Annotated in this window: 13 protein-coding genes; 7 read left to right on the forward strand and 6 right to left on the reverse strand. The window is 69.9% G+C overall.

Annotation, left to right across the window (positions count from 1 at the left end):
• Nucleotides 1–14: 14 nt before the first annotated feature.
• On the reverse strand, nucleotides 15–2,156 hold the full coding sequence (locus P6166_RS01340; RefSeq protein ID WP_277762735.1) for a TonB-dependent receptor: 2,142 nt from the start codon (nucleotides 2,154–2,156) through the stop codon (nucleotides 15–17).
• Nucleotides 2,157–2,309: 153 nt separating this feature from the next.
• Between P6166_RS01340 and P6166_RS01345 the strand changes: the two genes are divergently transcribed.
• Entirely contained in the window at nucleotides 2,310–3,509 is a 1,200-nt protein-coding gene (locus P6166_RS01345; protein ID WP_277762736.1) for an amino acid aminotransferase, read from the forward strand.
• 59 nt (nucleotides 3,510–3,568) lie between these two features.
• Here the strand turns inward: P6166_RS01345 and P6166_RS01350 are convergent, their stop codons facing one another.
• The gene (locus tag P6166_RS01350; protein ID WP_277762737.1) at nucleotides 3,569–4,033 is read right to left on the reverse strand and encodes a hypothetical protein; all 465 of its coding nucleotides are present in this window, start codon (nucleotides 4,031–4,033) and stop codon (nucleotides 3,569–3,571) included.
• Between the two features lie 184 nt (nucleotides 4,034–4,217).
• On the opposite strand from P6166_RS01350, the gene P6166_RS01355 reads away from it, so the two are divergent.
• A complete protein-coding gene (locus P6166_RS01355; RefSeq protein ID WP_277762738.1) occupies nucleotides 4,218–5,234 on the forward strand; it encodes a class 1 fructose-bisphosphatase in 1,017 nt (338 codons plus the stop codon).
• 64 nt (nucleotides 5,235–5,298) lie between these two features.
• On the opposite strand, the gene P6166_RS01360 is transcribed toward P6166_RS01355, so the two are convergent.
• Nucleotides 5,299–6,342: an aldo/keto reductase gene (locus tag P6166_RS01360; protein ID WP_277762739.1), complete on the reverse strand. Its 1,044-nt coding sequence runs from the start codon at nucleotides 6,340–6,342 to the stop codon at nucleotides 5,299–5,301.
• A gap of 17 nt (nucleotides 6,343–6,359) precedes the next feature.
• On the reverse strand, nucleotides 6,360–7,571 hold the full coding sequence (locus P6166_RS01365) for an MFS transporter (RefSeq protein ID WP_277762842.1): 1,212 nt from the start codon (nucleotides 7,569–7,571) through the stop codon (nucleotides 6,360–6,362).
• Nucleotides 7,572–7,664: 93 nt separating this feature from the next.
• Here P6166_RS01365 and P6166_RS01370 point away from each other — a divergent pair, with 93 nt between their 5' ends.
• The gene (locus tag P6166_RS01370) at nucleotides 7,665–8,597 is read left to right on the forward strand and encodes a LysR family transcriptional regulator (RefSeq protein WP_277762843.1); all 933 of its coding nucleotides are present in this window, start codon (nucleotides 7,665–7,667) and stop codon (nucleotides 8,595–8,597) included.
• A 6-nt stretch (nucleotides 8,598–8,603) separates the two neighbouring features.
• Here P6166_RS01370 and P6166_RS01375 read toward each other — a convergent pair whose 3' ends face one another.
• Nucleotides 8,604–10,283, reverse strand: a complete 1,680-nt coding sequence (locus P6166_RS01375; RefSeq protein WP_277762740.1) for an amidohydrolase — start codon at nucleotides 10,281–10,283, stop codon at nucleotides 8,604–8,606.
• 76 nt (nucleotides 10,284–10,359) lie between these two features.
• Nucleotides 10,360–11,583 (reverse strand): MFS transporter, encoded by a 1,224-nt coding sequence (locus tag P6166_RS01380; RefSeq protein ID WP_277762741.1) that lies wholly within the window; start codon nucleotides 11,581–11,583, stop codon nucleotides 10,360–10,362.
• 72 nt (nucleotides 11,584–11,655) lie between these two features.
• Here P6166_RS01380 and P6166_RS01385 point away from each other — a divergent pair, with 72 nt between their 5' ends.
• The 4 genes from P6166_RS01385 (at nucleotide 11,656) to P6166_RS01400 (ending at nucleotide 17,353) form a co-directional block, all read left to right on the forward strand.
• On the forward strand, nucleotides 11,656–12,459 hold the full coding sequence (locus tag P6166_RS01385) for a helix-turn-helix transcriptional regulator (protein ID WP_277762742.1): 804 nt from the start codon (nucleotides 11,656–11,658) through the stop codon (nucleotides 12,457–12,459).
• A 117-nt stretch (nucleotides 12,460–12,576) separates the two neighbouring features.
• Nucleotides 12,577–14,205, forward strand: a complete 1,629-nt coding sequence (locus tag P6166_RS01390) for a TldD/PmbA family protein (protein ID WP_277762743.1) — start codon at nucleotides 12,577–12,579, stop codon at nucleotides 14,203–14,205.
• 162 nt (nucleotides 14,206–14,367) lie between these two features.
• Nucleotides 14,368–16,002 (forward strand): TldD/PmbA family protein, encoded by a 1,635-nt coding sequence (locus P6166_RS01395; protein ID WP_130316917.1) that lies wholly within the window; start codon nucleotides 14,368–14,370, stop codon nucleotides 16,000–16,002.
• 16 nt (nucleotides 16,003–16,018) lie between these two features.
• Nucleotides 16,019–17,353, forward strand: coding sequence for a TldD/PmbA family protein (locus P6166_RS01400; RefSeq protein WP_277762744.1), 1,335 nt, complete (start codon nucleotides 16,019–16,021; stop codon nucleotides 17,351–17,353).
• Nucleotides 17,354–17,476 lie beyond the last annotated feature (123 nt).

Below are 17,476 nucleotides of genomic sequence, written 5' to 3' on the forward strand. Positions count from 1 at the left end.
GCGCCCCCTCCCGCTCAGGGCCGGAAATGCCACTCCACGCCGGCCAGGTAAGCCCGCCCCGGGCCCGGTTCGTAATAGCGGCCGTTGCCGTCGTTGACGATGACCGAGCCGACGTAGGCGCGGTCGAACACGTTGTCCACGCGGGCGAAGGCACGCAAGGCGCCGCTGGCCAGCGCCCATTCGCGGGAAGCTTCGAAGGCCAGCAGCGCGTAGCCCGGCGCCGCCTCGCGGCCGAGGTCGTTCACGGGCGTGCGGTCGGCGGCCTCGACCTCGGCGGCCAAACGCCACGGCGCCGGATACCACGACCACTTCGCCGAAAACTGCTGGCGCGGCACGCCCGGCAACGCGGTGCCGGGCGCCACCCAGGTATCCGGCGTGGCGCAACCGCTGGCGGCGCAGACGAGGTAGCCCTGCCGCACCGTGGCCTCCAGCCAGGTATACGCCAGCGCCAGCTCGCTGCGCGCGGCCAGCGGCTGGGTCCAGCTGGCCTCCACGCCCTCGCGGCGGGTGCGGCCGATGTTGCGGTAGGTGCTGCGGCCGTTGGTATTGCTGGCTACGGCCAGTTCGTCGTCGGTATCGGCGCGGAACACCGCCAGCGCGAGCGCGGCCTGCGCGTCGCCGCGCCATTTCAGCCCCACTTCGTAGTTGCGGCTCTTGGCCGGCCGCAAGTCCAGCGCCAGGCCGGCGCCGCCATCGGCACGATAGCCGAGCTCGTTGAAGGTGGGCGTTTCGAAGCCGCGGCCGAGCGAGGCGTGCAGGCGCACGTGCTCGCTGGCGCGGAACACCACGCCGGCCACCGGGGTGGTGGCCGAATAGTCGGTGCGGCCGCTGTCGTCGGGGTTGCGCGGGGTGATGTAGTGGTCGGCCGAGCGGAAGCGCACTTCGCTGTGCCGCACGCCCAGCAGCGCCGACCAGCGCGCACTCCACTGCCACCAAGCCTGGGCGAACTGGTCGAGGTTGGACACGGTGTCGCGCTGGTCCCTGCGCAGGGCGCCCTTCACCCCGAGCTGGCCGCCGGCGAAGTTCTCGTAGCCGGTACGGTCCTGGCGCTGGCGGTCGGCGTTCGCCCCCACCGTGACATCGAACGGGCGCCCGGCCCATTCGCCCTGCCACGACCACCGCGCGTCCACGCCGCCGTAATCGCCGTCCAGGTCCACCACGCCGCCGGCGTGCAGCGGGTTGGCCTGCACGGCCACCGGCACCGCCAGGTACTGCTCGACCGCGCGCGTGCCGCCGTAGGCCATCACGCGCAGGCTGCCGGCACCGGCCTGCTGCTCGTAGACCAGGCCGGCCTGCGACTGGCGCACCGATTTGCGCGTGTTGAACTGCGTGGCGACCGCGGTGGCCTGGCGCGGATCGGCCTGGAACTGGGCGCGGGTCAGGCCGAGGGGATCCTGCGCGTCGGGCGCATCGAAGGCGTTCACCACCAGCGACAGCGTGCGCCCCTCGCCCAGCGTCCAGCCGAGGCGGCCGTTAAGCGATTCGCGGCGGGCGCGGCTGTGCTCGCGCCATCCGTCGGTCTGGAAATGGCTGGCGGCGAGGTTGTAGTCGAACGGCCCCCGCGCGCCGCGCAGCTGGGCGCCGACGGTGGAAGTCGCTTCGCTGCCCCAGGTGGCGCGCAGCCGCCAGGGGTCGTCCGCGGCGCCCGCCCCGCTCCACCACTGCACCACGCCGCCGGAGGCGTTGCCGTACAGCGCCGAGAACGGCCCGCGCAGCACCTCCACGCGCTCGGCGCCCATCACGTTGAAGTGCGAGAGCTGGCCTTGCCCGTCCGGCATCGTCGCCGGCACCCCGTCCACGTACAGGCGCACGCCGCGCACGCCGAAGGTGGAACGCGCGCCAAAGCCGCGGATCGAGAGCTGGGTGTCCTGCGCGTAGTTCTGGCGGTCGCGCGCCACCACGCCGGGCAGGCCCCCGAGCAGCTCGGACGCCTGCGCGCCGCGCCGGTCTGCGGCGTCGCCGGCATCCACCTGGCTGAACGATGCGGGCAGGTCGAATGGATCCACCCCGCGTACGCGCGCCGCCTCGACCTGCACGGCCGGCAGCTCGGCCACGGCAGGCGCGGCGGCCTGTGCGGGAAGCAGGGTGATGAGAAGCGGCAGGCCGAGGCTGCCGCGCGCGGCAGCCAGCGGTTTCAATCGACACGATGGGGGCATGCGGCGATTGTGGCCCAAGCCTGTCCGCAGGCCCATCCCGCGCCGTTCACGCCCCCGGCCGGGGCGGCGCTTTGTTACGATGAGCCGCTTTGCCGCGCCGCGCGCGAAGCGATCCGGAAGCACCCCCTCATTCCGTCTCCAGCGAGTACCGCCGTGTCTTTCTTTGCAAATGTCGAACAGGTCCCGGGCGATCCGATCCTCGGCCTGACCGAGGCTTACAACGCCGACGCCCGGCCCAACAAGGTCAACCTGGGCGTGGGCATCTATTACGACGAAAACGGCCGCATTCCGCTGCTGCGCGCCGTGTACCAGATCGAACAGCAGCTCGCGCTGGACGCCAAGCCGCGCGGCTATCTGCCGATCGACGGCCTGGCCGCCTACGACCAGGCCACCCAGAAGCTGCTGTTCGGCGCGCAATCGCCGCTGCTGGAAGCCGGCCGCGTCAGCACCTCGCAGACCATCGGCGGCAGCGGCGCGCTGCGCGTGGGCGCGGACCTGCTGATCAAGCTGCTCGACACGCGCACCGTGGCCATCAGCAACCCGAGCTGGGAAAACCACCGCGCGGTGTTCAGCGCGGCCGGCTTCGAGGTCGTCGACTACACCTATTTCGATGCCGCGCGCCATGGGCTGGATTTCGAGGGCATGCTCGCCGACCTGCGCCAGCTGGCGCCCGGCAGCGTCGTGCTGCTGCACGCGTGCTGCCACAACCCGACCGGCGCGGACCTGACCCATGAACAGTGGCGCGTCGTCGCCGAACTGCTCAAGGAGCGCGGCCTGTTCCCGTTCATCGACATCGCCTACCAGGGCTTCGACAAGGGCATCGAGGAAGATGTCTACGCGATCCGCCTGCTGGCGGGCATGGAGATGGATTTCGTCGTCGCCAGTTCGTACTCCAAGTCGTTCTCGCTGTACGGCGAGCGCGTGGGCGCGCTGTCGGTGGTGTCGGCCGATGCGAAGCAGGCCAAAGCCGTGCAGTCGCAGGTCAAGCGCATCATCCGCACGATCTATTCGAGCCCGTCCACGCACGGCGCCGCGTTGGTGGCCGGCGTGCTCAACAGCCCGGAGCTGCGCAAGACCTGGGAAGAGGAACTGACCGAGATGCGCGAGCGCATCCATGCGCTGCGCGCCGGCCTGGTCGGCAAGCTCAATGCGCTGGGCGCGGGGGATTTCTCCTTCATCGAGCGCCAGGCCGGCATGTTCTCCTACTCGGGCCTGAGCCGGGCGCAGGTGGACCGCCTGCGCGATGAGTTCGCGATCTACGCCGTGGGCACCGGCCGCATCTGCGTGGCTGCGCTGAGCCAGAAGAACCTGGACTACGTGGCCAATGCGGTGGCCACCGTCGCCAAGGGCTGACGCCTCGCGCGATGCGGTACACGCGGGCCTCCGGTGGCGACACCGGAGGCTTTTGCTTTTCAGCGCAGCGGCTTGGCGGCCACCAGCGTCACGCCGAGCGGCTCGGCGAGCGGGCGCAGCGCCTCCAGCTTGCCGGCCTCGGCGACGACGCCGAGCGTGAGATGCTCCAGGCGCTTGCCCTCGAACGACTTCAACGCCGCTTCGGCGGCCTTGAGCGCGAGCTTTTCGCTGCCACTGAACACCACCACCTGCAGGTCGGCGTTCTCGCCCAGCGCCATCACCTGGATCAGCTGCTTCACCGCCGGGCTGGTGCCGATTGCCGGTGCCATCATCGCGTTGGTCAGCGCGCTGCCCGAAGGGATTTCCACATACAGCGCCTGCACGACGCGCCCGGCGGCGGCAGGTGCGGCAACGGCGGGGTCGGCGGGCGCCTGCTGCGCATGCAACGGGCCCGCATGCGGTGCCACGAACGCGAGCGCGAGCAGAGCCCCACACAGCGCGCGATGCGATTTCGATGCTTCCATTCGTGTGTCCTTCCTGTCCTGCGGAGGGCGCTCATTGTGCCTGCGCGCGTCGGCCGCTGAAAACCCTGTGACATGACAGCGCGGTCAATGACTCGCCGATACATCGCCCGATGACGCGCCTGTCCTGTCGCGGCAACGGGATGAGACAATGGCGACTCACTTCCTACGCAAGGCTGTCCGCTCCATGTCGCGAACCTCGCTGACCCGATTCCTGATCGAAGAACAGCAAGCCGGCCGCATCGGCCCGGAATTGCGCCAGCTCGTCACCATCGTCTCGCGGGCGTGCAAGCGCATCTCCATCGCGGTGAGCAAGGGAGCCCTCGGGGGCGTGCTGGGCGATGCCGGCACCGGCAATATCCAGGGTGAGGCGCAGAAGAAGCTCGACGTACTGAGCAACGACATCCTGCTGGAAGCCAATGCATGGGGCGGCCACCTGGCGGCCTGCGCGTCGGAGGAGATGGAGCACAGCACGCCGGTGCCGGACCGTTACCCGAGCGGCGACTTCCTGCTGCTGTTCGATCCGCTCGATGGCAGCTCCAACATCGACGTCAACGTCTCGGTCGGCACGATCTTCTCGGTGTTGCGCTGCCCGCCCGGCGTGGACAAGCCCGGCGACGAGCACTTCCTGCAGCCGGGCAGCGCGCAGGTCGCCGCCGGTTACTGCATCTACGGGCCGAGCACGATGCTGGTCCTTACGCTGGGCCACGGCACGCACGCCTTCACGCTGGAGCGGGAAGAAGGTTCGTTCCTGCTGACCCAGTCGGACATGCGCATTCCGGAGGAAACCAAGGAGTTCGCCATCAACATGTCCAACCAGCGGCACTGGGAGGCGCCGATGCAGGCCTACGTAGCCGATCTGCTCGCCGGCAAGGAAGGCCCGCGCGGCAAGGACTTCAACATGCGCTGGATCGCCAGCATGGTGGCCGACGTGCATCGCATCCTCACGCGCGGCGGCATCTTCATCTACCCGTGGGACCGCAAGGATCCGTCCAAGGCCGGCAAGCTGCGGCTGATGTACGAGGCCAACCCGATGGGCATGCTGGTCGAGCAGGCCGGTGGCCTGGCCAGCACGGGCCGCACGCCGATCCTCGGCATCCACCCCGACGGCCTGCACCAGCGCGTACCGGTGTTCCTGGGGTCCAAGCAGGAAGTCACCGAGGCGGTGAAGTACCACCTCGCCTTCGACGAAGCGAAGGCCTGAGCCGCGCAGGCGCGCCGGCGCGATGCCGGCGCGCGCACTGCGGAATCGGCAGGCATGTCACGATTTATCGGCCTCGATCCGCGATCACCGGCGCCCGTTCCGAGAACTGGCCTCGCCAATAGGGGTAGTAGGGGTAGGGCGGATCCACCCGGCTCACCTCGTCCAGCCGCGCCATCTGCCCGGTATCGAGCGACCAGCCCACTGCGCCCAGGTTCTGGAGCAGCTGCTGCTCGTCCCGCGCCCCGATCAGCACTGTGCTGACGGTGGGGCGCTGCAGCAACCAGTTGATCGCCACCTGCGGCACGCTGCGGCCGGTTTCCCCGGCGATCTCCAGCAGGACGTCGACGATGTCGTAGAGCCGCCCCTCGTCGATCGCCGGCCCGACCGACGCGGTGTCGTGCAGCCGGCTGCGCTCTGGCAGCGGATGGCCGCGGCGCAACTTGCCGGTGAGCCGGCCCCAGGCCAGCGGGCTCCACACCACCGCGCCCACGCCCTGGTCCTGCCCGAGCGGCATCAGCTCCCACTCGTAGTCCCGCCCGGCCAGCGAGTAGTACGCCTGGTGGGCGACGAACCGCTGCCAACCCTGCGCCCGGCTGATCGACAGCGCCTTCATCAACTGCCAGCCCGCGAAGTTGGACGCGCCGATATAGCGCACCTTGCCCGCGCGCACGAGGTCGTCGAGCGTGGAGAGGGTTTCTTCCAGCGGGGTGAGGGCATCGAAGGCGTGCAGCTGCAGCAGGTCGATGTAGTCGGTGCGCAGGCGGCGCAGCGAGGCCTCCACCGCGCGCAACAAGCGCCAGCGCGAGGCGCCGGCATCGTTGGGGCCTTCGCCCAGGCGCAGGCCGGTCTTGGTGGAGAGGATCACGGCATCGCGCCGGCCCTGCAGCGCGGCGCCGAGGATCTCCTCCGAGGCGCCATCGGAATACACGTCGGCGGTGTCGAACAGGTTCACGCCGGCGTCCAGGCACAGGTCGATCATTCGCCGGGCTTGCGCCACGCCGGTGTCGCCCCATGCGGAAAACAGCGGCCCCTTGCCGCCAAACGTGCCGGCACCGAAGCCGAGCACGGGGACCTTGAAGCCGGAGCGGCCCAGCAGTCGGGTTTCCATGATGTCATCTCCTCTGCTCAACCGGCCTGCGCGCAGGCCACCGGGGTGCGATCGCGCTGCGCCAAACGCACGCTCCACGCCGCCACCGCCAGACCCGACAGCGTCACGCCGGCCGCCACCCAAGGGGTGGCCGGCAGGCCCGCGCCACTGGCGACCACCACACCGCCCAGCCACGCGCCGAACGCGTTGCCGAGATTGAACGCGGCGATGTTCAGGCTCGATGCCAGGTTCTGCCCGCCGCGCGCCTCCTGCAGCACCCGCAGCTGGAGCGGCGCCACCGTGGCGAAGGCGCCCACGCCGAGCAGGCCCACGGACACGCCCATCGCGACCGGCGCATGCACCGACAGCGCGAGGACGACGCAAGCCACGGCCAGCGCGGCGAGGGTGCCCAGCAACGCCGCGACCGGGCGACGATCGGCCAGCCGGCCTCCCAGCAGGTTGCCGGCGATCATTCCCGCGCCGAACAGCAGCAGGATCGGCGACACCGCCGCCTGGCTGAAACCGGTGACCTCCACCAGCAGCGGCTGGATGTAGGTGAACACCGCGAACACGCCGCCGAAGCCAAGCACGGTCATCAGCAACGCCAGCAGCACCTGGGGCCGCGCCAGCACCGCGACTTCCTCGCGCCACGGCGCCGGCTCGCCGCCGCGTACGTTGGCCGGCACCCACGCGGCTACCGCCAGCGAGGCGATCACGCCGACCACCGCCACCGCCCAGAACGTCGCGCGCCAGCCCAGGTGCAGGCCGAGCCACGCGCCGGCGGGCACGCCGAGCAGGGTTGCCACGGTCAGGCCGGCGAACATCAACGAGATCGCCGAGGCACGGCGTTCGGGCGCCACCAGCGAGGTCGCCACCACCGCGCCCACGCCGAAGAAGGTGCCGTGCGCCAGCGAGGTCAGCACGCGCGCGGCCATCAGGCTGGCGTAGCCCGGCGCCAGCGCGCAGGCGATGTTGCCCAGGGTGAAGATCACCATCAGCGCGACCAGCACGGCCTTGCGCGGCCAGCGCGCGCTGAGCAGCGTGAGCACGGGCGCACCGACGAACACGCCCAGCGCATAGCCGCTGATCAGCAGGCCGGCGGCGGGAATGGAGACGTGCAGGTCGGCGGCGACCTGTTGCAGCAGGCCCATGATGACGAACTCGGTGGTGCCGATGCCGAAGGCACCGACGGTCAGGGCGTACAGCGCCACGGGCGTGCGCGACGCGGAAGCAGCGGGCGACATGGCCAGCTCCGGTGTGGGGAAGGCGCCTAGGCTGCGCCCGCCACATTCGCGCGGAAACCCTTGCTATCCTGAATCATCTTCAAGATTCGGTTGAGAATGATGGATCGGCTGGGCGACATCGCGTTGTTCCTGCGGGTGCTCGACCAAGGCTCCATTTCCGCGGCCGCGCGCAGCCTGGACCTGTCGGTGGCGGTAGCCAGCCAGCGCCTGCAACGGCTGGAACGCGCGCTGGGCGTGCGCCTGCTGCACCGGACCACGCGCCGCCTGCATCCCACCCCCGAAGGCCAGGCGCTGGCCGAGCGCGGCCGCATCCTGGTGCAGGACCTGGAAGCCCTGGCCGATGGCCTGCGCGAAAGCGCCCAGGCGGTGGCCGGCACGCTGCGCATGACGCTGCCGGCCTCGTTCGGCCTGCAATACGTCTCCGGCTGGCTGCCCGGTTTCCAGCGGCTGCATCCGCAGGTGGCGGTGAGCGCGCACCTGAGCGACCACCTCGTCGACCTGGTCAAGGATGGCTACGACCTGGCGATCCGCATCGGCCCGCTCGTGGACTCCGGGCTCGTGGCCCGGCGCCTGGCCAGCAACCGGCGCGTCCTGGTGGCTTCGCCGGACTACCTGCGCACGCATGGCGTGCCCCAGCACCCGGATGGGCTGGCCGGCCACGCCGGCATCCTGCTGGTCGGCCGCGATGGGCGGCAGGACACCTGGCCGCTCGTCGCGCCCGACGGCGAGGTGCTGCGCGTGCGCCTGCACAGCCGGTTCGAGAGCAATCACGGCGAACTGCTGCGCGCGGCCGTGCTGGCCGGGCAGGGCATTGCCCTGCATTCGCTGTGGCATGTCGCCGATGACCTGCGCGCAGGCCGGCTCAAGGTGCTGCTGCCGGGCTGGCCGCCGCCGGAATCGCAGATCAGCGCGGTGATGCCCGCACGCAGCCAACAGCCGCCGCGCGTGCGCGCGTTCGTCGATTACCTGCTGGCGCAGCTGGGCGACGTGCCGCCGTGGGATAGCCTGGCGGTGGAGGACTTCGCGGCCTAGCGGCGCTCAGTCCTTGTTCTCGTAGACCGCCGCGCCGTCCACCCAGGTCGAGTGGATGCGCAGGTCGTCCAGTTCGGAGGCCGCCACCGCGAAGGGGTCTTCATCCAGCACCACGAAGTCCGCCCGCAGCCCCGCCTTCAGTTGCCCCACGCGGTCTTCGTCGAAGCCGGCATACGCCGCATCGGCGGTGAAGCCGCGCACCGCTTCGGACAGACTGAGCTTCTGCGCTGGCAACCACCCGCCGGGGGGCTCGCCGGCGCGATCCTGGCGGGTCACCGCCGCGTACAGGCCCAATCGCGGGTCGGGCGATTCGACCGGGAAATCCGAACCCAGCGCCAGCCGCGCGCCGCTGTCCAGCAGCTGGTGCCAGGCGTAGGCCCCCAGGATGCGCTGCGGGCCGAGGCGATCCTGCGCCCACGGCATGTCGGAGGTGGCGTGCGTGGGCTGCATCGAGGCGATCACGCCCAGCGGCGCGAAGCGCGGCAGGTCTTCCGGGCTCAGTACCTGCGCATGTTCGATGCGCCAGCGATGGTCGCCAGTGCGGGCGGCGCCCAGCGTCTTCTCGTAGGTATCGAGCACGATGCGGTTGCCGCGATCGCCGATCGCATGCGTGGCCACCTGCACGCCACAGGACTTGGCCTTCGCCACCGCCTTCGCATAGGCCACCGGGTCGGTGACCAACAGGCCGCGGTTGCCGTGGTCGTCGCTGTAGTCCTGCAACAGCGCCGCGCCGCGGCTGCCGAGCGCGCCGTCCATGTAGAGCTTCACGCCGCCCATCTTGAGCCGGCCACCGGGATGGGTGTACAGGCCGTTGGCACACAGGTCGGCCAATGCGCCACTGTCGCCGTCGGCATAGGTATCGATGCGCAGCGGCAGGCGCCCCTGGTCGGCGAACTGGCGCATCAACGCAAGGTCTTCGCGCGAGGTGCCCATGTCGTGCACCCCGGTCAGGCCGTTGCGCACGGCCGTCTCTACCGCCAGCGACAGCGCACGCTCGCGCGCGGCTTGGTCCGGCGCCGGCATCACCGCGTGCATCAGCGGCATGGCGCCATCCACCAGCACGCCGGCCGGCTGGCCGCCGGGCAGGCGCTCCACGCGGCCGCCCTCGGGCTGCCAACGTGCGTCGGCCAGCCTGGGTTGCCGGGCGGCGGCCCGCTTCAGCGCGGCGCTGTTGGCCCAGCCGGCGTGGCCATCGATGCGCTCCAGCCACACCGGGCGGTCGGGGAATGCGGCATCCAGATCGGCGGCGGTGGGGAAGGCCTTGTCGGGCCAGTCGTTCTGGTCCCAGCCGCTGCCGGTCAGCCACGCGCCGGGCGCGAGCGTCTTCTCGAAGGCCTGCAATCGCGCCAGCACGTCCTGCTTGCTGCGCGAGCCGACCAGGTTGGCCTGCAGCAGGGCCCAGCCCAGGCCCATGACGTGGCCATGGGCATCGATCAGCCCGGGCAGCAGCGTGGATTGCGGCAGCGAGACGCGGCGGGCATGCGGATACTGCTTCACCAGGGCGGCCACCTCGCCGGTGGCGAGCAGGCGGCCGTCGCGCGCCCAGGCGATGGCTTGCACCTGCGGGTGCGCCGGGTCGGAGGTGTAGATGCGCGCCGCATCCAGCACGGTCACGTCGGCCGCCGGTGCCGCGGCGGCCGCGGCGCAGGCGAACAGCAGGGGAACAGCCAGGCTCCAGGCGCGCATCGGTCCGCTCTCGTGTCCGAAAGCGGCCACTATGCCAAAACCGCTCACCGCCGGTGGATGCGCGGGCGGACCAGGCTCAGTGCGCGCGCCGCGAAGGCAGCAGCGCGGCGACGATGCCCAGCAGCGGCAGGAACGAGATCAGCCAGTACACATGCTCGATGCTGGTGCGGTCGGCAAGCACGCCCAGTACCGCCGCGCCCAGGCCGCCCATGCCGAAGGCGAACCCGAAGAACAGCCCGGACACGGTACCGATGCGATGCGGCATCAACTCCTGCGCGTACACCAGAATGGCCGAGAACGCCGAAGACAGCACGAAGCCGATGATGATGGTCAATGCCGTGGTCGCGCCGAGGCCGACATGCGGCAGCGCGAGCGCGAACGGCGCCACGCCCAGGATCGAGGCCCAGATCACCGGCTTGCGGCCGATGCGGTCGCCCACCGGCCCGCCGATCAGCGTGCCCGCCGCCGAGGCGAGCAGGAAGGCGAACAGATGCAGCTGCGCGCTCTGCACCGACACGCCGAACTTGTGGATCAGGTAGAAGGTGTAATAGCTGCTCAGCCCGGCGATGTAGAAGTACTTGGAGAAGATCAGCACCAGCAGGATGCCGATCACCCAGGCCACGGTGCGCCGCGGCAGCGCGGGTGCCTGCGCATCGGCCTTGCGCGCCACCGGGCGCGCGCCCAGGTGCAGCGCGTACCACCGCCCGACATACGACAGCAGCGCGATGCCGACCAGCGCCGCGCCGGCGAACCACGCCACCGCGTGCTGGCCGTAAGGCACGATCACCGCCGCGGCGATCAGCGGGCCCACCGCCGTGCCGGTGTTGCCGCCGACCTGGAACACCGACTGCGCCAGGCCGTGCCGCCCGCCGGAGGCCAGCCGCGCGATGCGCGAGGACTCCGGGTGGAACACCGCCGAGCCGATACCCACCAGCGCGGCGGCCACCAGCACCATGGCGTAGTTCGGCGCATACGCCAGCAGCAGCAGGCCGATCAGCGTGGCGCCCATGCCCATCGGCAGCGAGTAGGGCGCCGGGCGGGCGTCGGTCCGCAGGCCGATCAGCGGCTGGAACAGCGAAGCGGTGAGCTGGTAGGTCAGGGTGATCAGGCCGACCTGCGCGAAGCTGAGCGAGAACTCGCCCTTGAGGATCGGATAGATGGCCAGGATCAGCGACTGCATCATGTCGTTGATCAAGTGCGAAGAGGTGATCGCGGCCAGCACCCCGGTGGCGACCGGGCGCGAGGCGGCGGGCGCCGGCGTGGCCTGCGCGGCGGGGAGGGCGGTAGCGGTGTGGGACATGGCAACCATACGGGGAGAGCGGGACAGCGCATGGTAGGCTGCGGCCCTCTGTCGTACTCGTGCGATCCGGTCATGACCCATGCCGAAACGGACATCCCGCCACGGGCCTACCCGCCGGCGCACCTGCGCGAGATCGACGCCAGCCCGTCGGACGTGTTCTGCCGCGCGGTGGATTACCCCGCCGGCCGGCTGATCCCGCCGCACCGCCACGCCAAGCACCAGCTGATCCACGCCGTGCGCGGGCTGATGGTCGTCACCGCCGAGCAGGGCCGCTGGGTGGTGCCGAGCACGCGCGCGCTATGGATGCCCGCCGGCTGGGAGCACAGCGTGCGCTGCATCGGCGAGGTCCACATGCGCAGCCTGTACATCCGGCCGGAGGCGGTGGCGCACCTGCCCGCACGCAAGGCCGCCGCGGTGGACATCGGCCCGCTGCTGCGCGAGCTCATCGAGAGCGCGGTACGCGTCGCCCAGCCCTATGCGCCGGATTCGCGCGACGGCCACCTGATGCGCCTGCTGCTCGACGAGCTGCGCACGATGCCGGTCTTGCCGCTGCACCTGCCCGAGCCGGCTGACCCGCGCCTGCGCCGCATTGCCCGCCATTTCGAGGTGCACCCGGAAGACAACGCGCCGCTGCCGGATTGGGGCCAGGCGCTGGGCATCGACGCGCGCACCATCCAGCGCCTGTGCCGGCGCGAGCTGGGCATGAGCTTCGCGCAATGGCGCGCGCAGGCACGCCTGTTGCGCGCGCTGGAGCGGCTGGCCGGCGGCGAGAAGGTGATCGACGTGGCCGCCGCACTGGGCTACGAGAACGCCAGTGCGTTCACGCGCATGTTCCGCCGCCACTTCGGGCAGGCGCCGAGCCGGTTCTTCGGCTGATGCCTGCGGCGCGCACCATGACCGCAGTCACTTGACCGCCTTTCCATCCAGCGGCGACGCTCGGGCTTTGCGCAAGGCGAAGGATTCCGCGCGCGCCCGCCCCTGGAGAAGCCCCGCGTGGATCGTCGCACCTTCCTGCAGTGGTCCGCGCTCGGCGCGGCCGGCCTGCTGCTGCCGCATACCCGCCTGATCGCCGCCGAGCAGTTGCTGGTGCCCGCCGACGCCGCGCGCAACCGCCGCCTGGCCGATGCCGCGCTCGCCGCGGCCAAGGCCGGCGGCGCCAGCTACTGCGACGTGCGCGTAGGCCGCTACCTGCGCCAGTTCGTGGTCACCCGCGAGGCGAAGGTGGAAAACGTGGTCAACGGCGAATCCACCGGCGTGGGCGTGCGCGTCATCGCCGATGGCGCCTGGGGTTTCGCCGCCACCAACACGCTCACCAGCGATGGCGTGGCCGCCGCCGCGCGCCAGGCCATCGCCATCGCCCGCGCCAATGCGCGCCTGGCGGAACGTCCGGTGCAGTTGGCGCCAGTCACGCCCGCCGGCCAGGTCAGCTGGCGCACGCCGATCAAGCGCAACGCGATGGAAGTGCCGGTGGCCGAGAAGGTCGCGCTGCTGCTGGACGTCAACGCCGCGGCGATCAACGCCGGCGCCGATTTCGCCGCCTCGCGCCTGTTCGCCATCAACGAGCAAAAGTACTTCGCCAGCAGCGACGGCTCGTGGATCGACCAGGACATCCACCGGCTGTGGCTGCCCTTCACCGTCACCGCGGTGGACAAGGCCAGCGGCAAGTTCCGCACCCGCGATGGCCTGGGCGCGCCGGTCGGCATGGGCTACGAATACCTCGACGGCGACGCCGCGCAGAAGCACCGCCTGCCGGGCGGGCTGACCGCCTACGGCCTGTCCTACGACCCGCGCGAAGACGCGGTGGCGGCGGCGAAGCAGGCGCGCGCCAAGCTCTCCGCGCCGTCGGTCAAGCCGGGCAAGTACGACCTGGTGATCGACCCCAGCAACCTGTTCCTCACCATCCACGAATCGGTCGGCCACCCGCTGGAGCTGGACCGCGTGCTCGGTTACGAGGCCAACTACGCCGGCACCAGCTTCGCCACGCTGGACAAGCGCGATGCCGGCTTCCGCTGGGGCAGCCCGCTGGTCAACTTCGTCGCCGACAAGACGCGCCCAGGCAGCCTGGGCGCGGTGGGCTACGACGACGAAGGCGTGAAGACCAAGCAGTGGGACCTGGTGCGCGACGGCATCCTGGTCGACTACCAATGCACCCGCGACCAGGCGCATATCCTCGGCAAGACCGAATCGGACGGCTGCAGCTATGCCGATGCCTGGTCCAGCGTGCAGTTCCAGCGCATGCCCAACGTCTCGCTGGCGGCGGGCCAGCAGCCGCTGGACGTGGCGCAGATGGTCGCCGGCGTCGAGAAGGGCTTGTACATCCATGGCCGCGCTTCGTACTCGATCGACCAGCAGCGCTACAACGCGCAGTTCGGCGGCCAGCTGATCTACGAGATCGAACACGGCCAGGTCACCCGGCTGGTGGAGGACGGCGCCTACCAAATCCGCACGCCGGAGTTCTGGAACTCGGTGTCGGCGATCTGCGACGCGCGCGATTTCCGCCTGGGCGGTTCGTTCTTCGACGGCAAGGGCCAGCCCAGCCAGGTCTCGGCGGTGTCGCACGGCTCGGCCACGACGCGCTTTGACGGGGTCAATGTCATCAACACGGCGCGTTCGCTGGGGTGAAGGCCGGGCAGGCGGACCGAAGCCGTGCTTCCGGTCCGCTTCACCCTGTCGAAAGTCACATGACGCACCCCCCCGCGTCCCGCAAGAATCGGGAACGCGGACAGTGGGACCGCGCCCATCCATCCTTCCGCGCCCGGCGCGGGATTTCCGGGGAGTATCGCCGTGCAACGACGTGATTTCCTGGCCCTGAGCGGATTGACCGCCGGCGGCCTGCTGGTGCCTTCCATCTTCGGCAAGGCCATCGCGGCCGAGCAGTTGGTGACCGTCCTCGACCCGGCGCACAAGAAGCGCCTGGCCGACACCGCCCTCACCGCCGCGCGCGGCGCCGGCGCCACCTACTGCGACGTGCGCATCGGCCGCTACCTGCGGCAGTTCGTGATCACCCGCGAGGACAAGGTGCAGAACGTGGTGAACACCGAGTCCACCGGCGTGGGCATCCGCGTGATCGCCAACGGCGCCTGGGGCTTTGCCGCCACCAACGAGCTGACCGACCAGGGCGTGGCCCGCGCCGCGCAGCAGGCCGCGGCCATCGCCAAGGCCAACGCGAAGATCCAGAGCACGCCGGTGCAGCTGGCCAAGGCGCCGGGCTTCGGCGAGGTGGCGTGGAAGACGCCGATCAAGAAGAACGCGATGGAAGTGCCGATCAAGGACAAGGTCGACCTGCTGCTGGGCGTCAACGCCGCGGCGATGGCCGCCGGCGCCAACTTCGTCAATTCCATGCTGTTCGTGGTCAACGAGCAGAAGTATTTCGCCAGCACCGACGGCTCGTACATCGACCAGGACGTGCACCGCATCTGGGCACCGATGACGGTCACCGCCATCGACAAGGCCAGCGGCAAGTTCCGCACGCGCGATGGCCTGTCCGCGCCGATGGGCATGGGCTACGAGTATCTGGACGGTGCGTCCTCCGGCAAGGTGCTGACCCCGAACGGGGTGGTGAACTACGGCCTGTCCTACGACATGAAGGAAGACGCCATCGCCGCCGCCAAGCAGGCGCAGGAGAAGCTGAAGGCGCCGTCGGTCAAGCCGGGCAAGTACGACCTGGTGCTGGACCCCTCGCACACCTGGCTGACCATCCACGAGTCCGTCGGCCACCCGCTGGAACTGGACCGCGTGCTCGGCTACGAAGCCAACTACGCCGGCACCAGCTTCGCCACGCTGGACAAGCAGAAGTCGCGCTTCCAGTACGGCAGCGACAAGGTCAACATCTTCGCCGACAAGGTGCAGCCGGGCAGCCTGGGTGCGGTGGGCTACGACGACGAAGGCGTGAAGACCAAGCGCTGGGATCTCATCAAGGACGGCGTGCTGGTGGATTACCAGGCCATCCGCGACCAGGCCCACATCCTGGGCAAGACCGAATCGGACGGCTGCTGCTATGCCGACTCGTGGTCCAGCGTGCAGTTCCAGCGCATGGCCAACGTCTCGATGGCCGCCGGCAAGACGCCGCTGAGCGTGGCCGACATGATCAAGGACGTCGAGAACGGCATCTACATCATCGGCGACGGCTCGTTCTCCATTGACCAGCAGCGCTACAACGCGCAGTTCGGCGGCCAGCTGTTCTACGAGATCAAGAACGGGCAGATCACCCGCATGCTCGAAGACGTGGCCTACCAGATCCGCACGCCGGAGTTCTGGAACGCCTGCGTGGCCGTGGCCGACGAGCGCGACTACCGCCTGGGCGGTTCGTTCTTCGACGGCAAGGGCCAGCCGGGCCAGGTCTCGGCGGTGTCGCACGGCTCGTCCACGGCCCGCTTCAACGGCATCAACGTCATCAACACCGCCCGTTCGCTGGGCTGATCCGGAGCCTTACCTCATGAGCATCCTCACCGAAGCACAGGCCAAGGCCATCCTGGACAAGGTCATCAAGCTGTCCAAGGCGGACGAGTGCACCGCCCAGCTGTCCGGCTCCATCGACGGCAACATCCGTTTCGCGCTCAACAACGTCTCCACCAGCGGCATCGTGGAGAACACCGAGCTGGCCGTGCAGGTGGCCTTCGGCAAGCGCGTGGGCATCGCCACCATCAACGAGTTCGACGACGCCTCGCTGGAGCGCGTGGTACGCCGCGCCGAGGACCTGGCCCGCCTGGCGCCGGAAAACCCGGAGTTCATCCCGGCGGTGCAGAAGCAGGATTACCAGCCGAGCCCGACCTTCAGCGAATCCACCGCCGCCATCGACCCGGCCTTCCGCGCGCAGGTCGCCGCCGACTCCATCGCCCCGTGCAAGGGCCATGGGTTGATCGCCGCCGGCTTCCTGGAGGATGGCCAGAGCTTCACCGCCATCGCCAACTCCAACGGCAACTTCGGCTACCAGCGCGGCACCCGCTTCGACTACACCTGCACCGTGCGCACCGAAGATGGCCGCGGTTCGGGCTGGGTGGGCCGCAACCTCAAGGACGCGGCGGATTTCAAGGCCGAGCAGGACATCCGCATCGCCATGCGCAAGGCCAGCGAGTCCTCCGAGGCCAAGGCGCTGGAGCCGGGCAAGTACACGGTGATCCTGGAGCCGGCCGCCGCGGCGGGCCTGATTTCCTTCATGATGAATTTCTTCGATGCCCGCCAGGCCGACGAAGGCCGCAGCTTCCTGTCCAAGAAGGGCGGCGGCAACAAGCTCGGCGAGCAGGTCTACGACCCGCGCGTGAACATCACCGCCGACCCGTGGCACCCCGGTGCGCCGGTGCTGCCGTGGGACGAGGAAGGCCTGCCGCGCGAGAAGATGGCGATCGTGGAGAACGGCAAGATCGCCAACCTCAACTACTCGCGCTTCTGGGCGCAGAAGAACGGCAAGCGCGCGATCGGCGAGCCGGGCAACCTGCTGATGGCCGGTGGCGACAAGTCCATCGCCGACCTGGTGCGCACCACCGAGAAGGGCATCCTGGTCACCCGCACCTGGTACATCCGCATGGTGGACCCGCAGACGGTGCTGCTGACCGGCCTCACCCGCGACGGCACGTTCTACATCGAGAACGGGCAGATCAAGTATCCAGTGAAGAATTTCCGCTTCAACGAATCGCCGGTGATCATGCTCAACAACATCGACGAGCTGGGCAAGCCGGTGCGCGTGGCCGGGGACGAGTCCAGCTTCGTGATGATGATCCCGCCGATGCGCCTGCGCGATTTCACCTTCACCTCGCTCTCGGATGCGGTGTAAAGCGTGAGGGCAGGCTGCGCACCCAGGCTGGCGCACGCGCAAGCCTGGGCTGCGTGTTCGATGCTTCCAAACCCCCGCGCCTTCGGCGCGCCTCCCTTGCCAAAGGGGGGCTCCCCACCCGAG

It is taken from the genome of Stenotrophomonas sp. HITSZ_GD (assembly GCF_029543105.1).
Lineage (GTDB): Bacteria > Pseudomonadota > Gammaproteobacteria > Xanthomonadales > Xanthomonadaceae > Stenotrophomonas_A.